The sequence below is a fragment of the Chryseobacterium sp. RLHN22 genome, assembly GCF_051011795.1.
In the GTDB taxonomy this organism is placed as follows: domain Bacteria; phylum Bacteroidota; class Bacteroidia; order Flavobacteriales; family Weeksellaceae; genus Chryseobacterium; species Chryseobacterium zhengzhouense.
This window is the reverse complement of record NZ_JBPCHW010000008.1, coordinates 121199-137708: the sequence shown is the minus strand read 5'-3', so window position 1 is coordinate 137708 and position 16510 is coordinate 121199. Positions and strand designations below refer to the sequence as shown.

Below are 16510 nucleotides of genomic sequence, written 5' to 3'. Positions count from 1 at the left end.
TACTTTCAGATTTTAATTTCGCAGGTCTTCCAAAAACTGTTCCAAAGAATGCAGATCACTGATGAGAACTTCCCTTGCTTTAGCACCATTAAATCCACCAACGATACCGCTCGCTTCAAGCTGATCCATAATTCTTCCGGCTCTGTTGTAGCCCAATTTCAGCTGTCTCTGAAGCATCGAAGTAGAGCCTTGTTGTGTTGAAACAATAATTCTCGCTGCTTCTTCAAATAATGCATCTTTTTCATTTGGATCAAATGTTCCGACTGTACTTGAAGATTCTTCAGAAACATATTCAGGAAGTAAAAATGCAGAAGCATAACCTTTTTGTTCGCCAATAAATTCAGCCAGTCTTTCAACTTCAGGAGTGTCCACAAAAGCACATTGCAATCTTAAAATCTCATTTCCGTTAAAGTAAAGCATATCTCCTTTACCAATCAGTTGGTCTGCCCCTGTAGAATCTAAAATTGTTCTGGAATCTACACTCGAAATTACTCTGAATGCCGCTCTTGCAGGGAAATTGGCTTTAATCATACCCGTAATTACATTTACAGAAGGTCTTTGTGTAGCAACAATTAAATGAATTCCTACCGCTCTTGCCAACTGCGCCAATCTTGCAATCGGAAGCTCAACTTCTTTTCCTGCGGTCATAATTAAATCGGCAAATTCATCCACAACCAAAACGATGTATGGTAAATAACGGTGGCCATTTTCAGGGTTTAATTTTCTTTCAGCAAATTTTTTGTTGTATTCCTTTAAATTTTTACAGAAAGCATTTTTAAGCAGATCATAACGCTGATCCATCTCAATACAAAGAGAATTCAAAGTGTTGATTACCTTATTTGTATCTGTAATAATCGCTTCATCGGCATCCGGAAGTTTAGCCAGATAATGTCTTTCAATTTTTGAGTATAAAGAAAGTTCAACCTTTTTAGGATCAACCATCACGAATTTCAGTTCGCTTGGATGTTTTTTATAAAGAAGAGAGGTTAGAATGGCATTGATACCGACCGATTTTCCTTGTCCGGTTGCTCCTGCCATCAAAAGGTGAGGCATTTTAGATAAATCCGCCATGAATACTTCATTGGAAATGGTCTTCCCAAAAACAACAGGCAAATCCATATCCGTATTCTGGAATTTCTGAGAAGCAATCACCGATCTCATTGAAACCATCGTCGGATTTTTTCTCGGAACTTCAATACCAATCGTTCCTTTTCCGGGCATCGGTGCAATAATTCTGATTCCTAAAGCAGAAAGATTCAAAGCAATATCATCCTGTAATTTTTTAATAGAAGCTACTCTGATTCCCGCTTCCGGTACAATTTCGTATAAAGTAACCGTTGGTCCGATGGTTGCTTTAATTTCTGCAATCCCAACATTGAAGTTCTTTAAAAGACCAACAATTTTATTTTTATTTTCTTCTAATTCTTCTTTATTAATAGAGATTTCTTCGTTTCCGTAATCTTTCAATAAATCCAAAGTTGGCATCTGGAATTTAGCCAAATCTAAACGATGGTCGTACAAACCGTGCTTATCAACCAATTCCTGAGACTGTTTTTCAACATCATCAATAATATCAATTACAGGAGCAACTTCTACATTAAATTTGATATCTTCAGTTGACGGATCAGAAAAATTAGAGTGAACTTCAAAAGCATCTTCCGGTTTTACGACAGGAATCGTAGGTTTTGTATCAAGATTTAAATTAACAGTCTGCGGGATTACTATTTTTTCATCATCAAATGAAGTCTGATTCGGTGTTACAATGGTTTCAACTTCTGCTTCCTTTTTAGTTTCTCTAAAAGGAGATTCTCTTTTGGGCAGTTCAGGAGTTTTTACATTTTCAGTAACGTCTGTTACGGTTACGTTTGATGGTATTTCGTTAATTTCGTCTTCCAATTCCTGATCTGCGTCAAAATTTTGCTCAGAATTTGGCATCATTGATCTTACTTTCCCGATGGTATTTTCGTTAATGGTATTCAGTTTTGCTTTGATTGAGCTTGGACGAAGATTAAATTCCAAAATAAAATAAAGCGCAATACTCACAATTAATACTACCCAAAGACCGACATTTCCGATGATTGCAGCCAGAGAATCCATAATCTGATACCCGTAAACTCCGCTTAAAACACCTTGCCCATTTGTAATGGCTCCGAATAAAATTGGCAGCCAACAAATAAAGAACAAAGAATGCCCGAAAGTCATCCATGGCTTAAAGATTTTCTTCTTTAAAATCATAGTTCCGAAAACCACAAACAAAAAAGCAATGATGAAGGAAGCAACACCAATACTTTCAAAAATAAAAATATTGCCGAGCCAGTCACCAAGTTTTCCGAATATATTGGATGATTTAATCGTCTTATCAAGCATTGTTCCCGCCTGGCTCTGGTCTGCTTTCCAATTCATCAAATAAGAAATAAAAGACAGGGTAAGCACTCCGGCAAAAACTATAAATGTCAATCCGAAAAAAATACGTGGTTTTGATAAGATTTTGCCTGTTTCAGGCGTCTGTGTTTGGTTTTTCTGTGATTTCTTTTCCATAATGTCAGTCTGCGCAAATTTAATGTTTTTTTTAGATTTTAAATATTTTTTAGAGGAAAAGACGTTTGTTTTTTGATGTGATATTTTGCAAGGGGAATTCTGTCTTGATTTTATGTTTTATTTAATCAAAATAAGCTTATTAAGAATGCTTCAAAATAAGCCAAATCCCTTTTTAAATGATAAAAAACAGCTTTTTTTAACCCCCTTTCGGTTTATCATCCTTATTTTTGCATGTCAAGTAAAAAAATCATGAAGAAGATCCAAGATATTCTTATTTCAACCAGAACAATGGCGGTGCTGTTGCTGGTTTACGCATTCTCCATGGCTTATGCGACGTTCCTCGAAAATGATTACGGAACCCCCGCTGCAAAAGCCTTAATTTATGAAGCAAAATGGTTTGAACTCATCATGCTTCTGCTTATTATCAATTTTATCGGAAATATCGGAAGATATCGACTTTGGAAAAGAGAAAAATGGCCGGTTTTGGTTTTCCACCTTGCCTTCGTTTTTATTTTCGTGGGTGGTGCCATTACAAGATACATCAGTTTTGAAGGGCAGATGAGTATCAGAGAAGGAGAAACTTCAAATGAAATCGTAACTGATAAGCATTTTTTTAAAATCCAAATCGAAGATAAAGGAGATGTTTTAAACTATCAGGATATCCCTTACTTGATGTCGCCGTTACACAAAGATTTTAAGGCAACGTATGATTTCCACGGCAAACCTGTTAAAGTAAAAACTCTGGATTATGTCCAGAGAAAAAAAGACAGTCTGATTGCTGATGCAAATGGCGCAGAATATCTTCATTTGGTATCAACTGCAGAAACCGGAAGACAGAACATTTACATCAAATCCGGAGAAACAAAATCAATCAACGGAACTTTGGTGACTTTCAACAGAGCTATTGACGGAGCTGTAGAATTTAAAAAGGAAAATGGACAAATGTTCATTAAAACACCTGTTGATGCAACCTATATGACAATGGCGACGCAGGCAACAGGAAATACTGCAAAAGATCAGTATCAACCTTTGGTTTTGAGAAGTTTATACAGTATTAATGAATTAAAATTAGTTGTTCCTGAACCTCTCAGAAAAGGAAAATTAATGGCTTTTGAAGGAGATAAGAAAAAAGACCAGAATGTTCCTGATGCCATGACTATTGAAATCGAAGGCCCTAAAACAAAACAAATCGTGGAACTTTCTGTAGAGAGAGGAAATCCGAATGCTTACAAACAAGTAACAATGGACGGATTGAATATCATGGTTGGTTTTGGTCCTAAAATTTACAATACACCTTTCGCCATTAAACTTGATGATTTCGTGATGGAGACATATCCGGGAAGTTCATCACCGAGTGCTTATGAAAGTCATGTGAAAATTATTGACGAAGGAAAACAGACTCCTTATAAAATTTATATGAACAACGTTCTAAACTATAAAGGTTACCGTTTCTTCCAGGCAAGTTATACGCCAGACAGAATGGGAACTTTACTTTCTGTAAACCATGATTACTGGGGAACTTTAATTTCATATATCGGTTATACATTCTTATTCGGAGGTATGTTTGTGATGTTTTTCTGGAAAGGAACTCACTTCTGGAAATTAAATAAAATGCTGAAAGATATCAATAAGAAAAGAGCGGCAACCGTTGTTTTGTTATTTTTGAGCTTAACATTAAGCGCTCAGAAAATCGAAATGCACGGAACTGACGACGGAAGCGGCACTCATGTACATAAAGAAGGAGATGGTCATACTCATGAAGTGACTCCTCAAGCTGTTCAGTCACAAGGAAATCAGCAGAATTCGTTAGCTGCTCCTTTAACGAAAATGCAAATCATTTCGCCAGACGAGATTATTTCGAGAAATAAAATCAGTAAGGAACACGCAGATAAGTTCGGTTATCTTTTAGTGCAGAATTATGAAGGTAGAATTGTTCCGATTAACACTCAGGCTTTAGATGTCTTGAGAAAATTGTATCAAAAAGATAAATTTAAAGGAACTGACGGAAAATACTTAACAGCCGAACAGTGGTTTTTGTCAATCAATACAGATACGCCGAGTTGGACGATGGTTCCTCTTATCAAAGTAGATGCAAAAGGAGGAAAGGAACTTTTGAAGCGTGTGAAGGCAAACGAAGATGGCTATACCACTTTAATGAACCTTTTCCCTTCTGATGCTAACGGAAATCTAACGTATATTTTAGATGAAGAATACAACACCGCATTCCGTAAAAAACCGGCATTGCAGTCTGAATATGACAAAGAGGTTATTAAATTAAACGAAAAAGTTCAGATTTTCAATGAATTTTTCAGTGGACAGTTCATGAGAATCGTTCCTGTGAAAAACGATCCGAATCATACCTGGCATTCTTGGCTTGACCAAAAAATGGAACCGGATATGGAATCTCAAAAAGTAATGGGACCGTATTTTGCAGAAGCACTTCAGGCTCAAAAAACAGGAGATTGGAGCAAAGCAGATGTTGAATTGAAAAAACTTTCAGATTATCAGCAGAAATGGGGTAAAGCAGTTGTTCCTTCAAAAGAAAAAGTTGATTTGGAAGTTTTCATCAATAAAGCAAACATCAATTTTTTCTTACTCATTTTCTATACTATAATCGGTGGATTAGTATTTGTTTTAGGTTTTGTGGAATTATTTAAACCTAGTAAAATTCTTAACAATATTATTAAAGGAATTATTTACATTGGACTCATAGGATATGTTATACATTTTTTAGGACTGATTGCGAGATGGTATATTTCAGGTCACGCTCCTTGGAGTAACGGTTACGAGGCAATTATTTTTATTTCGTGGATAGGAGTTTCGGCAGGGATGATGTTCTATTTCGGATTCGGAAATCCAAAATTGAAGCAGCAGGATTCTGAAAAGAAATTATCAAATAAAAACCATTCTAACGCATTAATTCCTGCAGCAGGATTTATGGTTGCGGTAATCATGATGGGGTTTGCGCACGGTGCAGTAGCACTTAATCCACAGATTACACCATTGGCTCCTGTTCTTAAATCTTATTGGCTGGTTGTACACGTTGCGATTATTGTGTCGAGTTATGGTTTCTTTGCCTTATCGATGATTATCGCTGTTATTACATTGATCTTTTATATTATTAGCAATAAAAAGCAGTTCCAATTACATAATGATTCTACATTAAAAGAATTGGCAATTGTTTCTGAAATGTCTTTAACAATAGGACTTTTTGCCTTAACCGTAGGAAACTTCTTAGGTGGAATTTGGGCAAATGAATCTTGGGGAAGATACTGGAGCTGGGATCCAAAAGAAACCTGGGCTTTTATCTCAATTATGGTCTATGCATTTGTATTACACATGAGATTGGTTCCAGGATTAAGAAGCAGATGGGCATTTAGTGTAGCAACAATGTTTGCGTTCTGTTCAATGGTAATGACGTATTTTGGAGTTAACTATTACCTGAGCGGACTTCACTCTTATGCAGCAGGAGATCCTGTTCCGATTCCGGCTTGGGTTTACATTGGTATTGCGACAATGTTTACTTTAGCGATCGTTTCATACTTTAAGTTTGTTGCTTTAAAGAAAAAATAAATCCATTTTATATTATTATAGAAATCCCGAAAATAATTTTTCGGGATTTTTTTACGATAAAAAGCTTAGTAAAGCTCAAAAAAAAAGATAAAGACTTGTTAAAAAGTAAAACAAATGATGGTTTATGGATTATAAAATAGCAACTACTTTTCCATCCATTCTCTAAATGCTGCCGTATTGCTCTGGCTCGTTTTGAGGTAAGTTTCGAAACCTTTCAATTTTATTACAAGCGTATTTTTGTTGTACCGCTCCATTTTTTCAATGTGTTTTTTTTGGACAAGCTCGCTTCTGCTAATGCGAAAAAACTCCAAAGAATTGACTTGTTCTTCAATTTCTTTTAATGTAGATGTAGTAAGCAAATGTTTTTTCCCTTTGTCATCAAAGGCAAAAACTACGCCTTCATTAGCTTTAAAAAACAGGATTTTTTCGATTTCTAAAAAGTACATTCCATGATGTGAATTGACTGAGAACCGTTTTTTATAGACTTTCTCAGTCAATTTATGTTCGATTAGTTTTGTGAGAATAGTAATCGAATTAGTTGCATCCAAAGAAGAATTTCCAAGCAACAGATATTTATCCCAAGCTTTTTGGAAACGCTCTTTAGAAAACGGCTTAAGAAGATAAGCGATTCCATTGCTTTCAAAGGCATTCATCCAAAATTGGTCATAAGCCGTAGTAAAAATAATTGGACATTTAATGCTTACCTGGCTATAAATTTCAAAAGCATTACCATCTAATAATTCAATATCTGAAAATACAACATCAACCTGATTATTCTTAAAAAAATCAATAGCTGAACGAACTGTATCAATTTCAGACACTATTTCAACAGGCGTATTCAATTCCTCAATAAATCGTTTCAATTTCTTCCTCGCTGGAATTTCGTCTTCTATGATGACTACTTTTATCATTTTTTTTGATTATCTATAAATGGAACTGTTACTGAAAATTCATTATCAGATTGATGTATTTGAATTGAGTTTTCAGATAATAAACTGTATTGTTCTTTCAAGTTTTTCAACGCCCTTCCTGATATAGGTTTCGCATTTCTTTTTAGGTTTTTTTGTTGGCAACAACAATATTTTTATCAATATTGATAAGAATTGTAACAGGATTTTCTATCGTGCCAAGGTTGTGCTGAACAGCATTTTCAATTAATAATTGTAAAGTAAGCGGAACGACAAAACCGTTAGTGCTTTTGTTTTCGATATTCAGCTGATACGCATTTTCGTATTTATGCTGAATAAGTTTGAAATATTGGTTGGCGAAATCAACTTCTTCTTTAATGTCTATCAGTTCTTTGTCTGATGCTTGCAATACATAACGGTAGATTTCGGCAAATTCGTTTAAAAATTCGGACGCTTTATGCTTGTCTTCTTCTATCAGCTGATCTAAAACATTTAAGTTGTTAAACAAAAAATGAGGATTAAGTTGGTTCTTGAGCTGATTGATTTTACTTTCTGCCAAGGCTTCGTTGTATACCGCCAGCTTTTGTAGGTGCTTTCTATTTTTGTTGTAATAATAATAAGCAAGGAAAAAGCTGCCGTAAATAATTCCATCCAAAAAATTAGAAAATAAGGAAATTATAAATGTTTGCTGGTTAAAATTCTGTTCTATTTTATCAAAAACCAATGCAATTAAAAAGCCTATCGACTGCATTGAAATTACAAATACAAATAATGAAGTTCCAAAGACCTTCAACATTATCCGAGTATTGAATACATCTGATGTTTGCCATCTTCGAATAAAGAAAAGAATAATCAGGAATAAAATACTAGCCCCCTACTAATGTCGCCAAACTCGCTTCGGGCGTAAAAGTATAAGCATCGATTTGCCTTCTAACAGATATACGGGTGTAAACTGACTGTATGTATGCAAACAGCAAAATAAACAGCAAAAAATAACGGTTTGAGTGTATTTTATTGATTAAAGTTTTCATTGAAATTTTGATAAGGCAATTTACAAAAAAACAACCCTCTGATTTCAAAGGACTGTTTTCTATAGTAAGACTTTTATTTTTTCTTTTCAGGAAATGAAGCAATAACGTTTCCTTTTTCATCAAAGAAATCCAGCTTTGCATTATTTTCCTTGTCTACATAAAACATCGCTTTTGGCAAGCCTTTATCATCAAAAAGAAATAATCCATTGTTATGGTTTCTGGATTTGCCCAACATTACACGAGGTACGCCCCCAATTAATCCTTGCGCTTCATAAACTTTGTATTTCTCTTCCATAGCTTTAGGATCTTTTTTGCGAAGCGCTTCCAACTCGTTCATTATTTCCATTGTTTTAAGTTGTGATTCTTTGCTTGGCCGGTCGTTAAAAGCCAATGTACTGCTTACAAATCTTTTTCCATCTTTTTCCATATCTTGTGTAAGTAATTGCATTACTTGGTCGCCATCGTATTGGTCATAAGTAAGGGAAAGTCCAGCCGAATGCCCATTTTTGGTTTTTCTTCCATCGTAAATAAATCCGCCTGCCTCAATGCCTTCCTCGTTAAAGAACAGCATACCTGAACGTTTTTTTCTATCTGCGTTGGTAGGGCGATTATTGATTTTATCTGTTCCATTTGGAAAACGGTCTACATTGGTAATAACCATTTTTACCGTCCCGTCTTTTTCAACAATGTTGATGCGTTCTACGTCTATCTCAATGAATTTTTGGTTGCCTGATTTCTTAAAAGCAGTAGAGGTAATGAATACAATTCCGATAACGGTCGCCACCGCAAAGCTTCTTAAAAATACTAATTCTCTATTCATTTTTTTTAATTTTAAATGTTTACAGAGCAAAAGTATTTTCTTACTATCCCTTAACCAATAACAAAATAATGAATACGTGAAAAAAATGACTGGATTAAGGAAATTATAAGATGAGTTGATTTGGAGTATTTATCAGTTTATGAATATAATACTTATATACTACCCAAGTATTGTTTGAAAAACTACTAAAATGAAACGGATTTCTAAAAAAAATAGAATAAAAAAATAAATCATATTCAATTTATACATATCTTTATGATATCAAATTAATATCACTTTAAAAATTACAATTATGGAAAAAGTTTTAAAACCAATGTCAGGTTATTTAGCATTAATTCTCTCATTAGTTTTATTGGGAGGTTCAGCTTACCTTTTTATCACAGGAATTAATGACGGTGAAGACGTTGATGTCACTTACATTATTATCTCAATTATAGCATTCTTTCTAATGTGCTTTTTATTGAAAGGTTTAATGATTATTCAGCCTAACCATTCTAGAGTTTTAAACTTCTTCGGAAGATATGTCGGAACAGTAAAAGACAACGGACTGTTTTTTATCAATCCATTATATTCATCTCAAAAAATGTCTTTGCGTTCTGAAAACTTACAGGGGCAAACTCTGAAAGTGAATGATAAAATGGGTAATCCCATCGAAATTGCAGTTGTAATGGTCTGGAAAGTAGGAGACACCTACAAAGCTGCTTTTGATGTTGAAAGATATTCAGATTTTGTAAAAATGCAGAGTGAAGCGGCAGTTCGTCATTTAGCGATGAGCTTTCCTTACGACAATTTGGAGGATGACCATGCTCCGATTACACTTAGAGAAGGTGGCGAGAAAATCAATTCTATTCTTGAACAGGAGCTCACAGACAGGCTTTCAAAAGCAGGAATTATTATTCAGGAAGCAAGAATATCTCACTTGGCGTATGCTTCAGAAATTGCTGGAGCAATGCTTCAAAGACAACAGGCTACAGCAATTGTTGCGGCAAGAACGAAAATCGTGGAAGGCGCAGTAGGAATGGTAGATTTAGCATTAAAGAAACTTTCGGAAGAAAATATTGTTGAATTGGATGACGAAAGAAAAGCAGCGATGGTAAGCAATTTAATGGTTGTTTTATGTGGAGAAAAAGCAGCAACACCCATTTTAAATGCCGGAACTTTGTATAATTAAGGTTGAGTTTTAGGCTAAGATTGATAAAAAAAAACTATTTGTAATTATAAATTAATAAATTAAATTACAATGTTCTTTGCTGAGTGAAACGCCTTTGCGAACGAAATATTCTCAATCCATTAAAAAAATCTTTGCGCACTTTGCGTTAAAAAAACTTAACGATAAGAAAAACAAGAAAATGAAATCAGAAAAAGCTCAGAACTCTCCCGAAAGCAAAAGCAAAAAATCTTTCGTCATAAGGATAGATGAGACGACCTACAAACTTCTTGAAAAATGGGCAAATGATGAGTTCAGAAGCGTTAACGGACAAATTGAATACCTTCTTAATCAGAGTCTGATCAATTCGGGAAGAAAGAAAAAAGAGTGAAATTTAGTTTTAAATAAAATGAAAAGCAGAGAATTATTCTTTGCTTTTTTTATTCTACTATGCCGGTAAAATAACCGCTGATTACGCTCCAGAAATTTTTACCTAAGAAATAAATAAGGGTAGAAGTAATGATGCCTTTCACAGTAAAAAAAACAATTCCCCAAATCCCGAATTTCTTCAGCATCTTTTTCCATCGTGTGCTTTTCTCTGTATTCTGATCGTCGATAATTTCCTTATTTTCCATTTTAGTAGTAAATGATATTGTACAAAGATAAGTATGTTTATAATGATTCCAAATAAGAAATAGGTTAAAAAAAATTAAAATTTTCCAGTTTCATAATATTTTCTATCTTAGGCAAAACGAAAAGTTAAATTTTTATGTCAAAAAAAATCAAAGATTTCGGAATTGAAAAATCACTAAAAAATCTAGGAATCAAAGATGAAAATAAAGGAACTTCTACAGGAGGGAAATTTTTTGCATCAGGAAAATCTATAGAAAGCTATTCTCCGGCAGATGGAAGATTAATCGGGAAAGTAAAATTATCAAACGAAAAAGATTACGACAAAGTAATAGAATCTGCTCAGCAAGCATTTTTGGAATTCAGAACAATGCCTGCTCCGAAAAGAGGGGAAATCGTACGTCAGTTAGGACAAAAATTAAGAGAATATAAAGACGATCTTGGAAAATTGGTTTCTTACGAAATGGGAAAATCGTTACAGGAAGGTCTTGGTGAAGTTCAGGAAATGATCGATATCTGCGATTTTGCTGTCGGTTTATCAAGACAGCTTCATGGCTATACGATGCACTCGGAAAGACCTGGACATAGAATGTACGAACAATATCATCCGCTTGGAATTGTCGGAATCATCACCGCTTTCAATTTCCCGGTAGCAGTTTGGTCATGGAATACGGCTTTAGCATGGATTTGCGGAAACGTTACCATCTGGAAACCCTCAGAAAAAACACCACTTTGCGCTATTGCATGTCAAAACATAATGAATGAAGTTTTAAAGGAAAACAATCTTCCTGAAGGAATTTCAAGTGTAATGGTTGCAGATCACACGATTGGACAAAAATTAGTGGATGACAAACGCATTGCTTTGGTTTCATTCACCGGTTCTACAAGAGTAGGAAGAATGGTTTCTTCTAAAGTAGCAGAAAGATTTGGTAAATCGATCTTAGAACTTGGAGGAAACAATGCTATAATTATTTCGAAAGATGCAGATTTGGACATGTCGATCATCGGCGCTGTTTTCGGAGCAGTGGGAACTGCTGGACAGAGATGTACGACGACAAGAAGACTGATTATTCATGAATCTGTTTATGATGAAGTTAAAAAACGTTTGGTAAAAGCTTATGGACAATTAAAAATCGGAAATCCGTTAGACGAAAATATGCATGTTGGACCGCTAATCGATGTTGATGCTGTCAATCAATACGAAATGGCGATTGAAAAATGCAAAAAAGAAGGCGGCAAATTTATCGTTGAAGGCGGAGTTTTAGAAGGTAAAGATTATGAATCAGGATGCTACGTAAAACCTTGCATCGCAGAAGTTGACAACTCTTACGAAATCGTTCAGCATGAAACTTTTGCGCCGATTTTATATTTAATTAAATATTCAACTTTAGAAGAAGCAATTGCAATTCAGAATGATGTTCCTCAAGGTTTATCTTCGGCAATTATGACTCAGAATCTGAGAGAAGCAGAATTATTCCTTTCTCATGCCGGTTCAGATTGCGGCATTGCAAACGTGAATATCGGAACTTCCGGTGCTGAAATCGGAGGTGCTTTCGGTGGTGAAAAAGAAACCGGAGGTGGTAGAGAGTCTGGCTCTGATGTATGGAAATATTATATGAGAAGACAAACCAATACCATCAATTACACGGCGAGTCTTCCATTGGCTCAGGGAATTAAATTTGATTTATAAATCACAACATTTTGTCAAAGTTTAAATCTGACAAAATGTTACGAAATCCCGCATCAATAACAACTTAACACAATCTAAAAATTCTAAAATTAATATGGGCAATATATTAGAAATTCAGTCAAACAAAGTTAAAGAAACCGTAGGAAAGCACATTTTGGCAGACGGCTTTGACTTTGTGATGGATATTGAAAACTCACATGGATCCTGGATTCACGATTCCATTTCAGGGAAAAACTTCCTTGATATGTTTTCAATGTTCGGTTCGGCATCAATTGGTTACAACCATCCTTATCTGGTTGAAAAATCAGAATGGTTGGGAAAAATGGCAGTAAACAAACCTACTTTGGCAGATGTTTATTCTAAAGAATATGCTCATTTTCTTGAAGTTTTTGAAAGAGTGGTTTTACCTGAAGAATTGCAGTATGCATTTTTTATTGAAGGAGGAGCTTTAGGTGTTGAAAATGCGATGAAAGCTTGTTTCGACTGGAAAACAAGAAAAAATTTCGAAAAAGGTCTGGATGTTGAAGCCGGAATTTGCATTCATTTCAGACAGGCATTTCATGGCAGAAGCGGTTATACTTTAAGCTTAACCAATACTTCAGACCCAAGAAAATATCAATATTTCCCGATGTTTGAATGGCCAAGGATTTTGAATCCTAAATTACATTTCCCGATTACGGAAGAAAATTTGGAAGAAACAATCAAGAACGAAAATTTAGCGTTGCTTCAGATTACGGAAGCTATTCTTTCTAATCCTGATAAAGTAGCCTGTATTATTATAGAACCGATTCAGGCTGAAGGTGGAGATAATCATTTCAGAGACGAGTTTTTTGTTGGTTTAAGAAATATCTGCGACGAGCACGAAGTTCTTTTAATTTTTGATGAAGTTCAGACAGGAATCGGAATTACAGGTAAAATGTGGGCTTTCGAGCATTTTAGTGTAAGACCGGATATTATTTCTTTCGGTAAAAAAACTCAGGTTTGCGGAGTTTTAGCCAACAAAGAAAAGTTTGATGAAATTCCGAATAATGTATTCAGAGAAAGCTCAAGAATCAATTCTACTTTTGGGGGGAACTTTATCGACATGCTTCGTTTCCAATTGGTGATGGAAGTTATTGAGAAAGAAAATCTTTTGGAAAATGCCAATATTGTGGGCGAATATCTTTTGGAAGGTCTACAGAATTTAGCTCATAAATATCCTGAAAAATTATCCAACGCAAGAGGAAGAGGTTTGATGTGCGCAATAGATCTTCCATCGGGAGACCAAAGAGACAGAATGCGCAGTGAGCTTTACAACGACAATTTGATCATTCTTGCCTGTGGCGATCAGTCGATCAGATTCAGACCACATTTGAATGTTACAAAAGAAGAAATTCAGATTGCTTTAGACAAAATCGAAAATAACATTAATAAAATTTAAAACATTAGGATTTGGAATTCTGAAAAAAACTTTCTATATTTAGATACTCAAAATGGATTTTATATGGAAAGAAACACGAGAGTATCAGTTTTTGAAAGTGATAAACCTGCAGAAATACAGTTGATCAAATCAAAGTTAGATGATGCACAGATCACGAATGATGTAGAAAATAATTACCTTACTTTTACGACAACGCCGACGGCTACGTCTTTAAAAGTAATGGTAGATTTACACGATGAGAAGAAAGCATTTGACATTATTGATGCTTATCTTCAACAGAATCAAAATCAATAAAAACAATTTCATAATTTTAAATTTTACTACTTCGGACCGAAAATTAATGAGAGTTAATTTTCGGTTTTTTATGTCTTAATTTTTGAAATGTAATTATTAATAAAATTTTAATCATTATTTTTTGACACTGAAGCGTAATTTTCTCAATTTTCAGGTTTGCAATAAAAACTTCTTATGACTAAAAAAAACGAAATTCATTTTAGAAAAGCAGAAACTTCAGATATAAATGCTGTATGGGAAATTATTCAGCAATCTATTGAAAGAAGAAGAAAAGATGGCAGCCAACAATGGCAAAACGGGTATCCCAACTTGCAAACCGTCGAAAGTGATGTTGAAAAAGGTTTTGGTCATGTTCTTACAGTTGATGGCGAAATAGCTGTTTTTGTAGCGTTAATTTTCAATGATGAACCAGCCTATAGCTCGATTGAAGGCGCATGGTTGACAAACGGAGAATTTGTGGTCGTTCACAGAGTTGCTGTTTCTGAAAACTTTGCCGGACAAGGTCTTGCCAAAAAACTTTTTGATTATATTGAAGATTTCACCAAATCTCAGAACGTTTTAAGTATAAAAGTCGATACCAACTATGACAATCTTGCGATGCTTAAAATTTTAGAATCTAAAGGATATACTTATTGTGGCGAAGTTTTTCTTGCAGGAGGTGTGAGAAAAGCTTTTGAAAAAGTGTTGATTTAAAAAAAGACAAAAGGTTAAATCGATTTTCATTGATTCTTTAAGAATCTATTTATTCATAAACTCTATTGGGTTTGTTCGTTTAGTTCCGAACTAATTTCTAAATTTGTTCAAAAATTTTTCTATAATGAGAAAAAGTCTGGAAATAGATGAGAAAATTTTTCAGGATGCTGTAAAGTTTTACGGCACTGTTCTCAACCTTCCGCCATTGGCTTCAAAAATTTATTCCTACCTGATTTTCGATTTTGATAAGGTGGGAATTACTTTTGATGAATTTGTCGAAGTTTTTTCGGCAAGCAAAAGCTCTGTATCTACAAGCCTCAATCTGCTTCTTAATGCTGAATTGATCATCGATATCAATAAAATGGATGAGCGAAAGCGTTATTTTTTTGCTAATGATGATTATAAAAAAATAAGGTTTGAAAAAATTGTACAGAAAATGAAGGACGAGCTGAAACTTCTGGACGACCTAAAAAATTTCAGAAAAACAGAACACAAAGAAGATGACGAAAGAATTGAAGCTTATAAAGCGCTTTTAAACAAAAACATAATTAATATTCAGGAATCTCTAAATAAACTATAAAATGAATAATAAGCTAGTTATACTTTCTGTTGCAGCACTTTCTTTAGTGGCCTGCAAAAAAGAAGCCCCGAAGCAGGATGGTGCAAAGCCGTTTCCTGTAGTTTCGGTAGAGAACAAAAATATTGTGGGGTACGATACTTTCCCCGCGACTATTGAGGGGCGGGTTAATAATGATGTAAGAGCAAAAATTCAGGGGTATATTACTCAGGTTTTAGTGGATGAAGGGCAGTATGTTACGAAAGGGCAGCCTCTATTCCGCCTTGAAACCAATATTCTTACTGAAAATGCCGCTGCGTCCAAAGCAGGCATAGGTGCCGCCGAATCCAATATTGCTGCTGCACAGGCTCAGGTAAATGCTGCGCAGGTGGAAGTGAACAAATTAAAACCACTTGTTCAGAAAAATATCATCAGCAATGTCCAGTTACAGACGGCTCAGGCAAATTTAGCGCAGGCTCAGGCGGGATTACAGCAGGCAAATGCTGCTAAAAGACAGGCGGTTGCCAATTACAAAGGGGTTGAAGCCAATATCGATTACTCGGTTATTCGTGCGCCTATCTCAGGAGTTATTGGTAAACTTCCATTAAAAGTGGGAAGTTTAGTTGGCCCTACAGATCAAACTGCTCTAACAACAATTTCGGATACTTCAGAAATCTTCGCTTATTTTTCGATGAATGAAAAAGCCTATTTTGATTTCCTTGAAAAATCTGTCGGAGCAAGTGTTCCTGAAAAAATAAAAAACCTTCCGATGGTTGAACTTCAGCTGGCAAACGGAAGTATCTATCCGGAAAAAGGCAGAATTGAAGCAATTACAGGTTCTTTAGATCCGACAACAGGTACTATTCAATTTAGAGTAGCATTTAAAAATGCCCAGAAATTATTAAGCAATGGGAATAGTGGTACCATCAGATTCCCTAAACATTTTGATAATGTCTTAGTGGTTCCGGAAAGTGCAACCTACGAGCAGCAGGGTATCGTTTATGTTTATAAAGTTGATAAAGACACGGCAAGAAATGTTGTAGTGGATGTTATCGACCGTATCGACAATTATGCTTTGCTTAAATCAGGTGTAAAAGCAGGAGAAACGGTAATTGCAGCAGGAACGGGAAGTGTAAAACCGGGAACTGCCGTTCAGCCTAAAAAAGTAAAAATGGATAGTTTAGTTCAATCTGTAAAACCGAAATTCTAA

14 protein-coding genes are annotated in these 16510 nt (G+C 35.0%); 9 read left to right on the top strand and 5 right to left on the bottom strand.

Features of this window, described 5'->3' with window-relative positions; genetic code table 11:
• Positions 1-12: 12 nt before the first annotated feature.
• Complete coding sequence (locus ACR1PN_RS10415) at positions 13-2538, bottom strand: DNA translocase FtsK 4TM domain-containing protein (RefSeq protein ID WP_433979994.1); 2526 nt, start codon at positions 2536-2538, stop codon at positions 13-15.
• A 249-nt stretch (positions 2539-2787) separates the two neighbouring features.
• On the opposite strand from ACR1PN_RS10415, the gene ccsA reads away from it, so the two are divergent.
• On the top strand, positions 2788-6111 hold the full coding sequence (ccsA, locus tag ACR1PN_RS10410) for a cytochrome c biogenesis protein CcsA (RefSeq protein ID WP_433979993.1): 3324 nt from the start codon (positions 2788-2790) through the stop codon (positions 6109-6111).
• 143 nt (positions 6112-6254) lie between these two features.
• Here ccsA and ACR1PN_RS10405 read toward each other — a convergent pair whose 3' ends face one another.
• The 3 genes from ACR1PN_RS10405 to ACR1PN_RS10395 all read right to left on the bottom strand — a co-directional run bounded on the left by ACR1PN_RS10405 (position 6255) and on the right by ACR1PN_RS10395 (position 8870).
• Positions 6255-7022 carry a LytR/AlgR family response regulator transcription factor gene (locus tag ACR1PN_RS10405; RefSeq protein WP_433979992.1) on the bottom strand — a complete coding sequence of 256 codons (768 nt, stop codon included), beginning with the start codon at positions 7020-7022 and terminating at the stop codon, positions 6255-6257.
• Positions 7023-7164: 142 nt separating this feature from the next.
• The gene (locus tag ACR1PN_RS10400) at positions 7165-7815 is read right to left on the bottom strand and encodes a sensor histidine kinase (RefSeq protein WP_433979991.1); all 651 of its coding nucleotides are present in this window, start codon (positions 7813-7815) and stop codon (positions 7165-7167) included.
• A gap of 308 nt (positions 7816-8123) precedes the next feature.
• The gene (locus ACR1PN_RS10395; protein WP_433979990.1) at positions 8124-8870 is read right to left on the bottom strand and encodes a hypothetical protein; all 747 of its coding nucleotides are present in this window, start codon (positions 8868-8870) and stop codon (positions 8124-8126) included.
• Positions 8871-9162: 292 nt separating this feature from the next.
• On the opposite strand from ACR1PN_RS10395, the gene ACR1PN_RS10390 reads away from it, so the two are divergent.
• Both ACR1PN_RS10390 and ACR1PN_RS10385 read left to right on the top strand, forming a co-directional pair.
• Positions 9163-10041, top strand: a complete 879-nt coding sequence (locus ACR1PN_RS10390) for an SPFH domain-containing protein (RefSeq protein ID WP_433979989.1) — start codon at positions 9163-9165, stop codon at positions 10039-10041.
• A 178-nt stretch (positions 10042-10219) separates the two neighbouring features.
• Positions 10220-10408: an Arc family DNA binding domain-containing protein gene (locus tag ACR1PN_RS10385; RefSeq protein WP_433979988.1), complete on the top strand. Its 189-nt coding sequence runs from the start codon at positions 10220-10222 to the stop codon at positions 10406-10408.
• 49 nt (positions 10409-10457) lie between these two features.
• On the opposite strand, the gene ACR1PN_RS10380 is transcribed toward ACR1PN_RS10385, so the two are convergent.
• A complete protein-coding gene (locus ACR1PN_RS10380) occupies positions 10458-10652 on the bottom strand; it encodes a hypothetical protein (protein WP_433979987.1) in 195 nt (64 codons plus the stop codon).
• A 134-nt stretch (positions 10653-10786) separates the two neighbouring features.
• Here ACR1PN_RS10380 and amaB point away from each other — a divergent pair, with 134 nt between their 5' ends.
• From amaB to ACR1PN_RS10350, 6 genes are all read left to right on the top strand, one after another.
• Complete coding sequence (gene amaB, locus ACR1PN_RS10375) at positions 10787-12337, top strand: L-piperidine-6-carboxylate dehydrogenase (RefSeq protein WP_433979986.1); 1551 nt, start codon at positions 10787-10789, stop codon at positions 12335-12337.
• A gap of 94 nt (positions 12338-12431) precedes the next feature.
• Positions 12432-13757 (top strand): L-lysine 6-transaminase, encoded by a 1326-nt coding sequence (lat, locus tag ACR1PN_RS10370; protein WP_433979985.1) that lies wholly within the window; start codon positions 12432-12434, stop codon positions 13755-13757.
• A gap of 63 nt (positions 13758-13820) precedes the next feature.
• Complete coding sequence (locus tag ACR1PN_RS10365; RefSeq protein ID WP_433979984.1) at positions 13821-14051, top strand: DUF2007 domain-containing protein; 231 nt, start codon at positions 13821-13823, stop codon at positions 14049-14051.
• Between the two features lie 174 nt (positions 14052-14225).
• Positions 14226-14744, top strand: coding sequence for an N-acetyltransferase family protein (locus ACR1PN_RS10360; RefSeq protein WP_433979983.1), 519 nt, complete (start codon positions 14226-14228; stop codon positions 14742-14744).
• A gap of 124 nt (positions 14745-14868) precedes the next feature.
• Positions 14869-15324 (top strand): transcriptional regulator, encoded by a 456-nt coding sequence (locus tag ACR1PN_RS10355; RefSeq protein ID WP_378171812.1) that lies wholly within the window; start codon positions 14869-14871, stop codon positions 15322-15324.
• 1 nt (position 15325) lies between these two features.
• Entirely contained in the window at positions 15326-16510 is a 1185-nt protein-coding gene (locus ACR1PN_RS10350; RefSeq protein ID WP_433979982.1) for an efflux RND transporter periplasmic adaptor subunit, read from the top strand.

Coding starts and splice junctions, on each gene's coding strand:
- ACR1PN_RS10415 (WP_433979994.1), bottom strand. CDS start 2,538: ATGGAAAAGAAATCACAGAAAAACCAAACACAGACGCCTGAAACAGGC.
- ccsA (WP_433979993.1), top strand. CDS start 2,788: ATGAAGAAGATCCAAGATATTCTTATTTCAACCAGAACAATGGCGGTG.
- ACR1PN_RS10405 (WP_433979992.1), bottom strand. CDS start 7,022: ATGATAAAAGTAGTCATCATAGAAGACGAAATTCCAGCGAGGAAGAAA.
- ACR1PN_RS10400 (WP_433979991.1), bottom strand. CDS start 7,815: ATGTTGAAGGTCTTTGGAACTTCATTATTTGTATTTGTAATTTCAATG.
- ACR1PN_RS10395 (WP_433979990.1), bottom strand. CDS start 8,870: ATGAATAGAGAATTAGTATTTTTAAGAAGCTTTGCGGTGGCGACCGTT.
- ACR1PN_RS10390 (WP_433979989.1), top strand. CDS start 9,163: ATGGAAAAAGTTTTAAAACCAATGTCAGGTTATTTAGCATTAATTCTC.
- ACR1PN_RS10385 (WP_433979988.1), top strand. CDS start 10,220: ATGAAATCAGAAAAAGCTCAGAACTCTCCCGAAAGCAAAAGCAAAAAA.
- ACR1PN_RS10380 (WP_433979987.1), bottom strand. CDS start 10,652: ATGGAAAATAAGGAAATTATCGACGATCAGAATACAGAGAAAAGCACA.
- amaB (WP_433979986.1), top strand. CDS start 10,787: ATGTCAAAAAAAATCAAAGATTTCGGAATTGAAAAATCACTAAAAAAT.
- lat (WP_433979985.1), top strand. CDS start 12,432: ATGGGCAATATATTAGAAATTCAGTCAAACAAAGTTAAAGAAACCGTA.
- ACR1PN_RS10365 (WP_433979984.1), top strand. CDS start 13,821: ATGGAAAGAAACACGAGAGTATCAGTTTTTGAAAGTGATAAACCTGCA.
- ACR1PN_RS10360 (WP_433979983.1), top strand. CDS start 14,226: ATGACTAAAAAAAACGAAATTCATTTTAGAAAAGCAGAAACTTCAGAT.
- ACR1PN_RS10355 (WP_378171812.1), top strand. CDS start 14,869: ATGAGAAAAAGTCTGGAAATAGATGAGAAAATTTTTCAGGATGCTGTA.
- ACR1PN_RS10350 (WP_433979982.1), top strand. CDS start 15,326: ATGAATAATAAGCTAGTTATACTTTCTGTTGCAGCACTTTCTTTAGTG.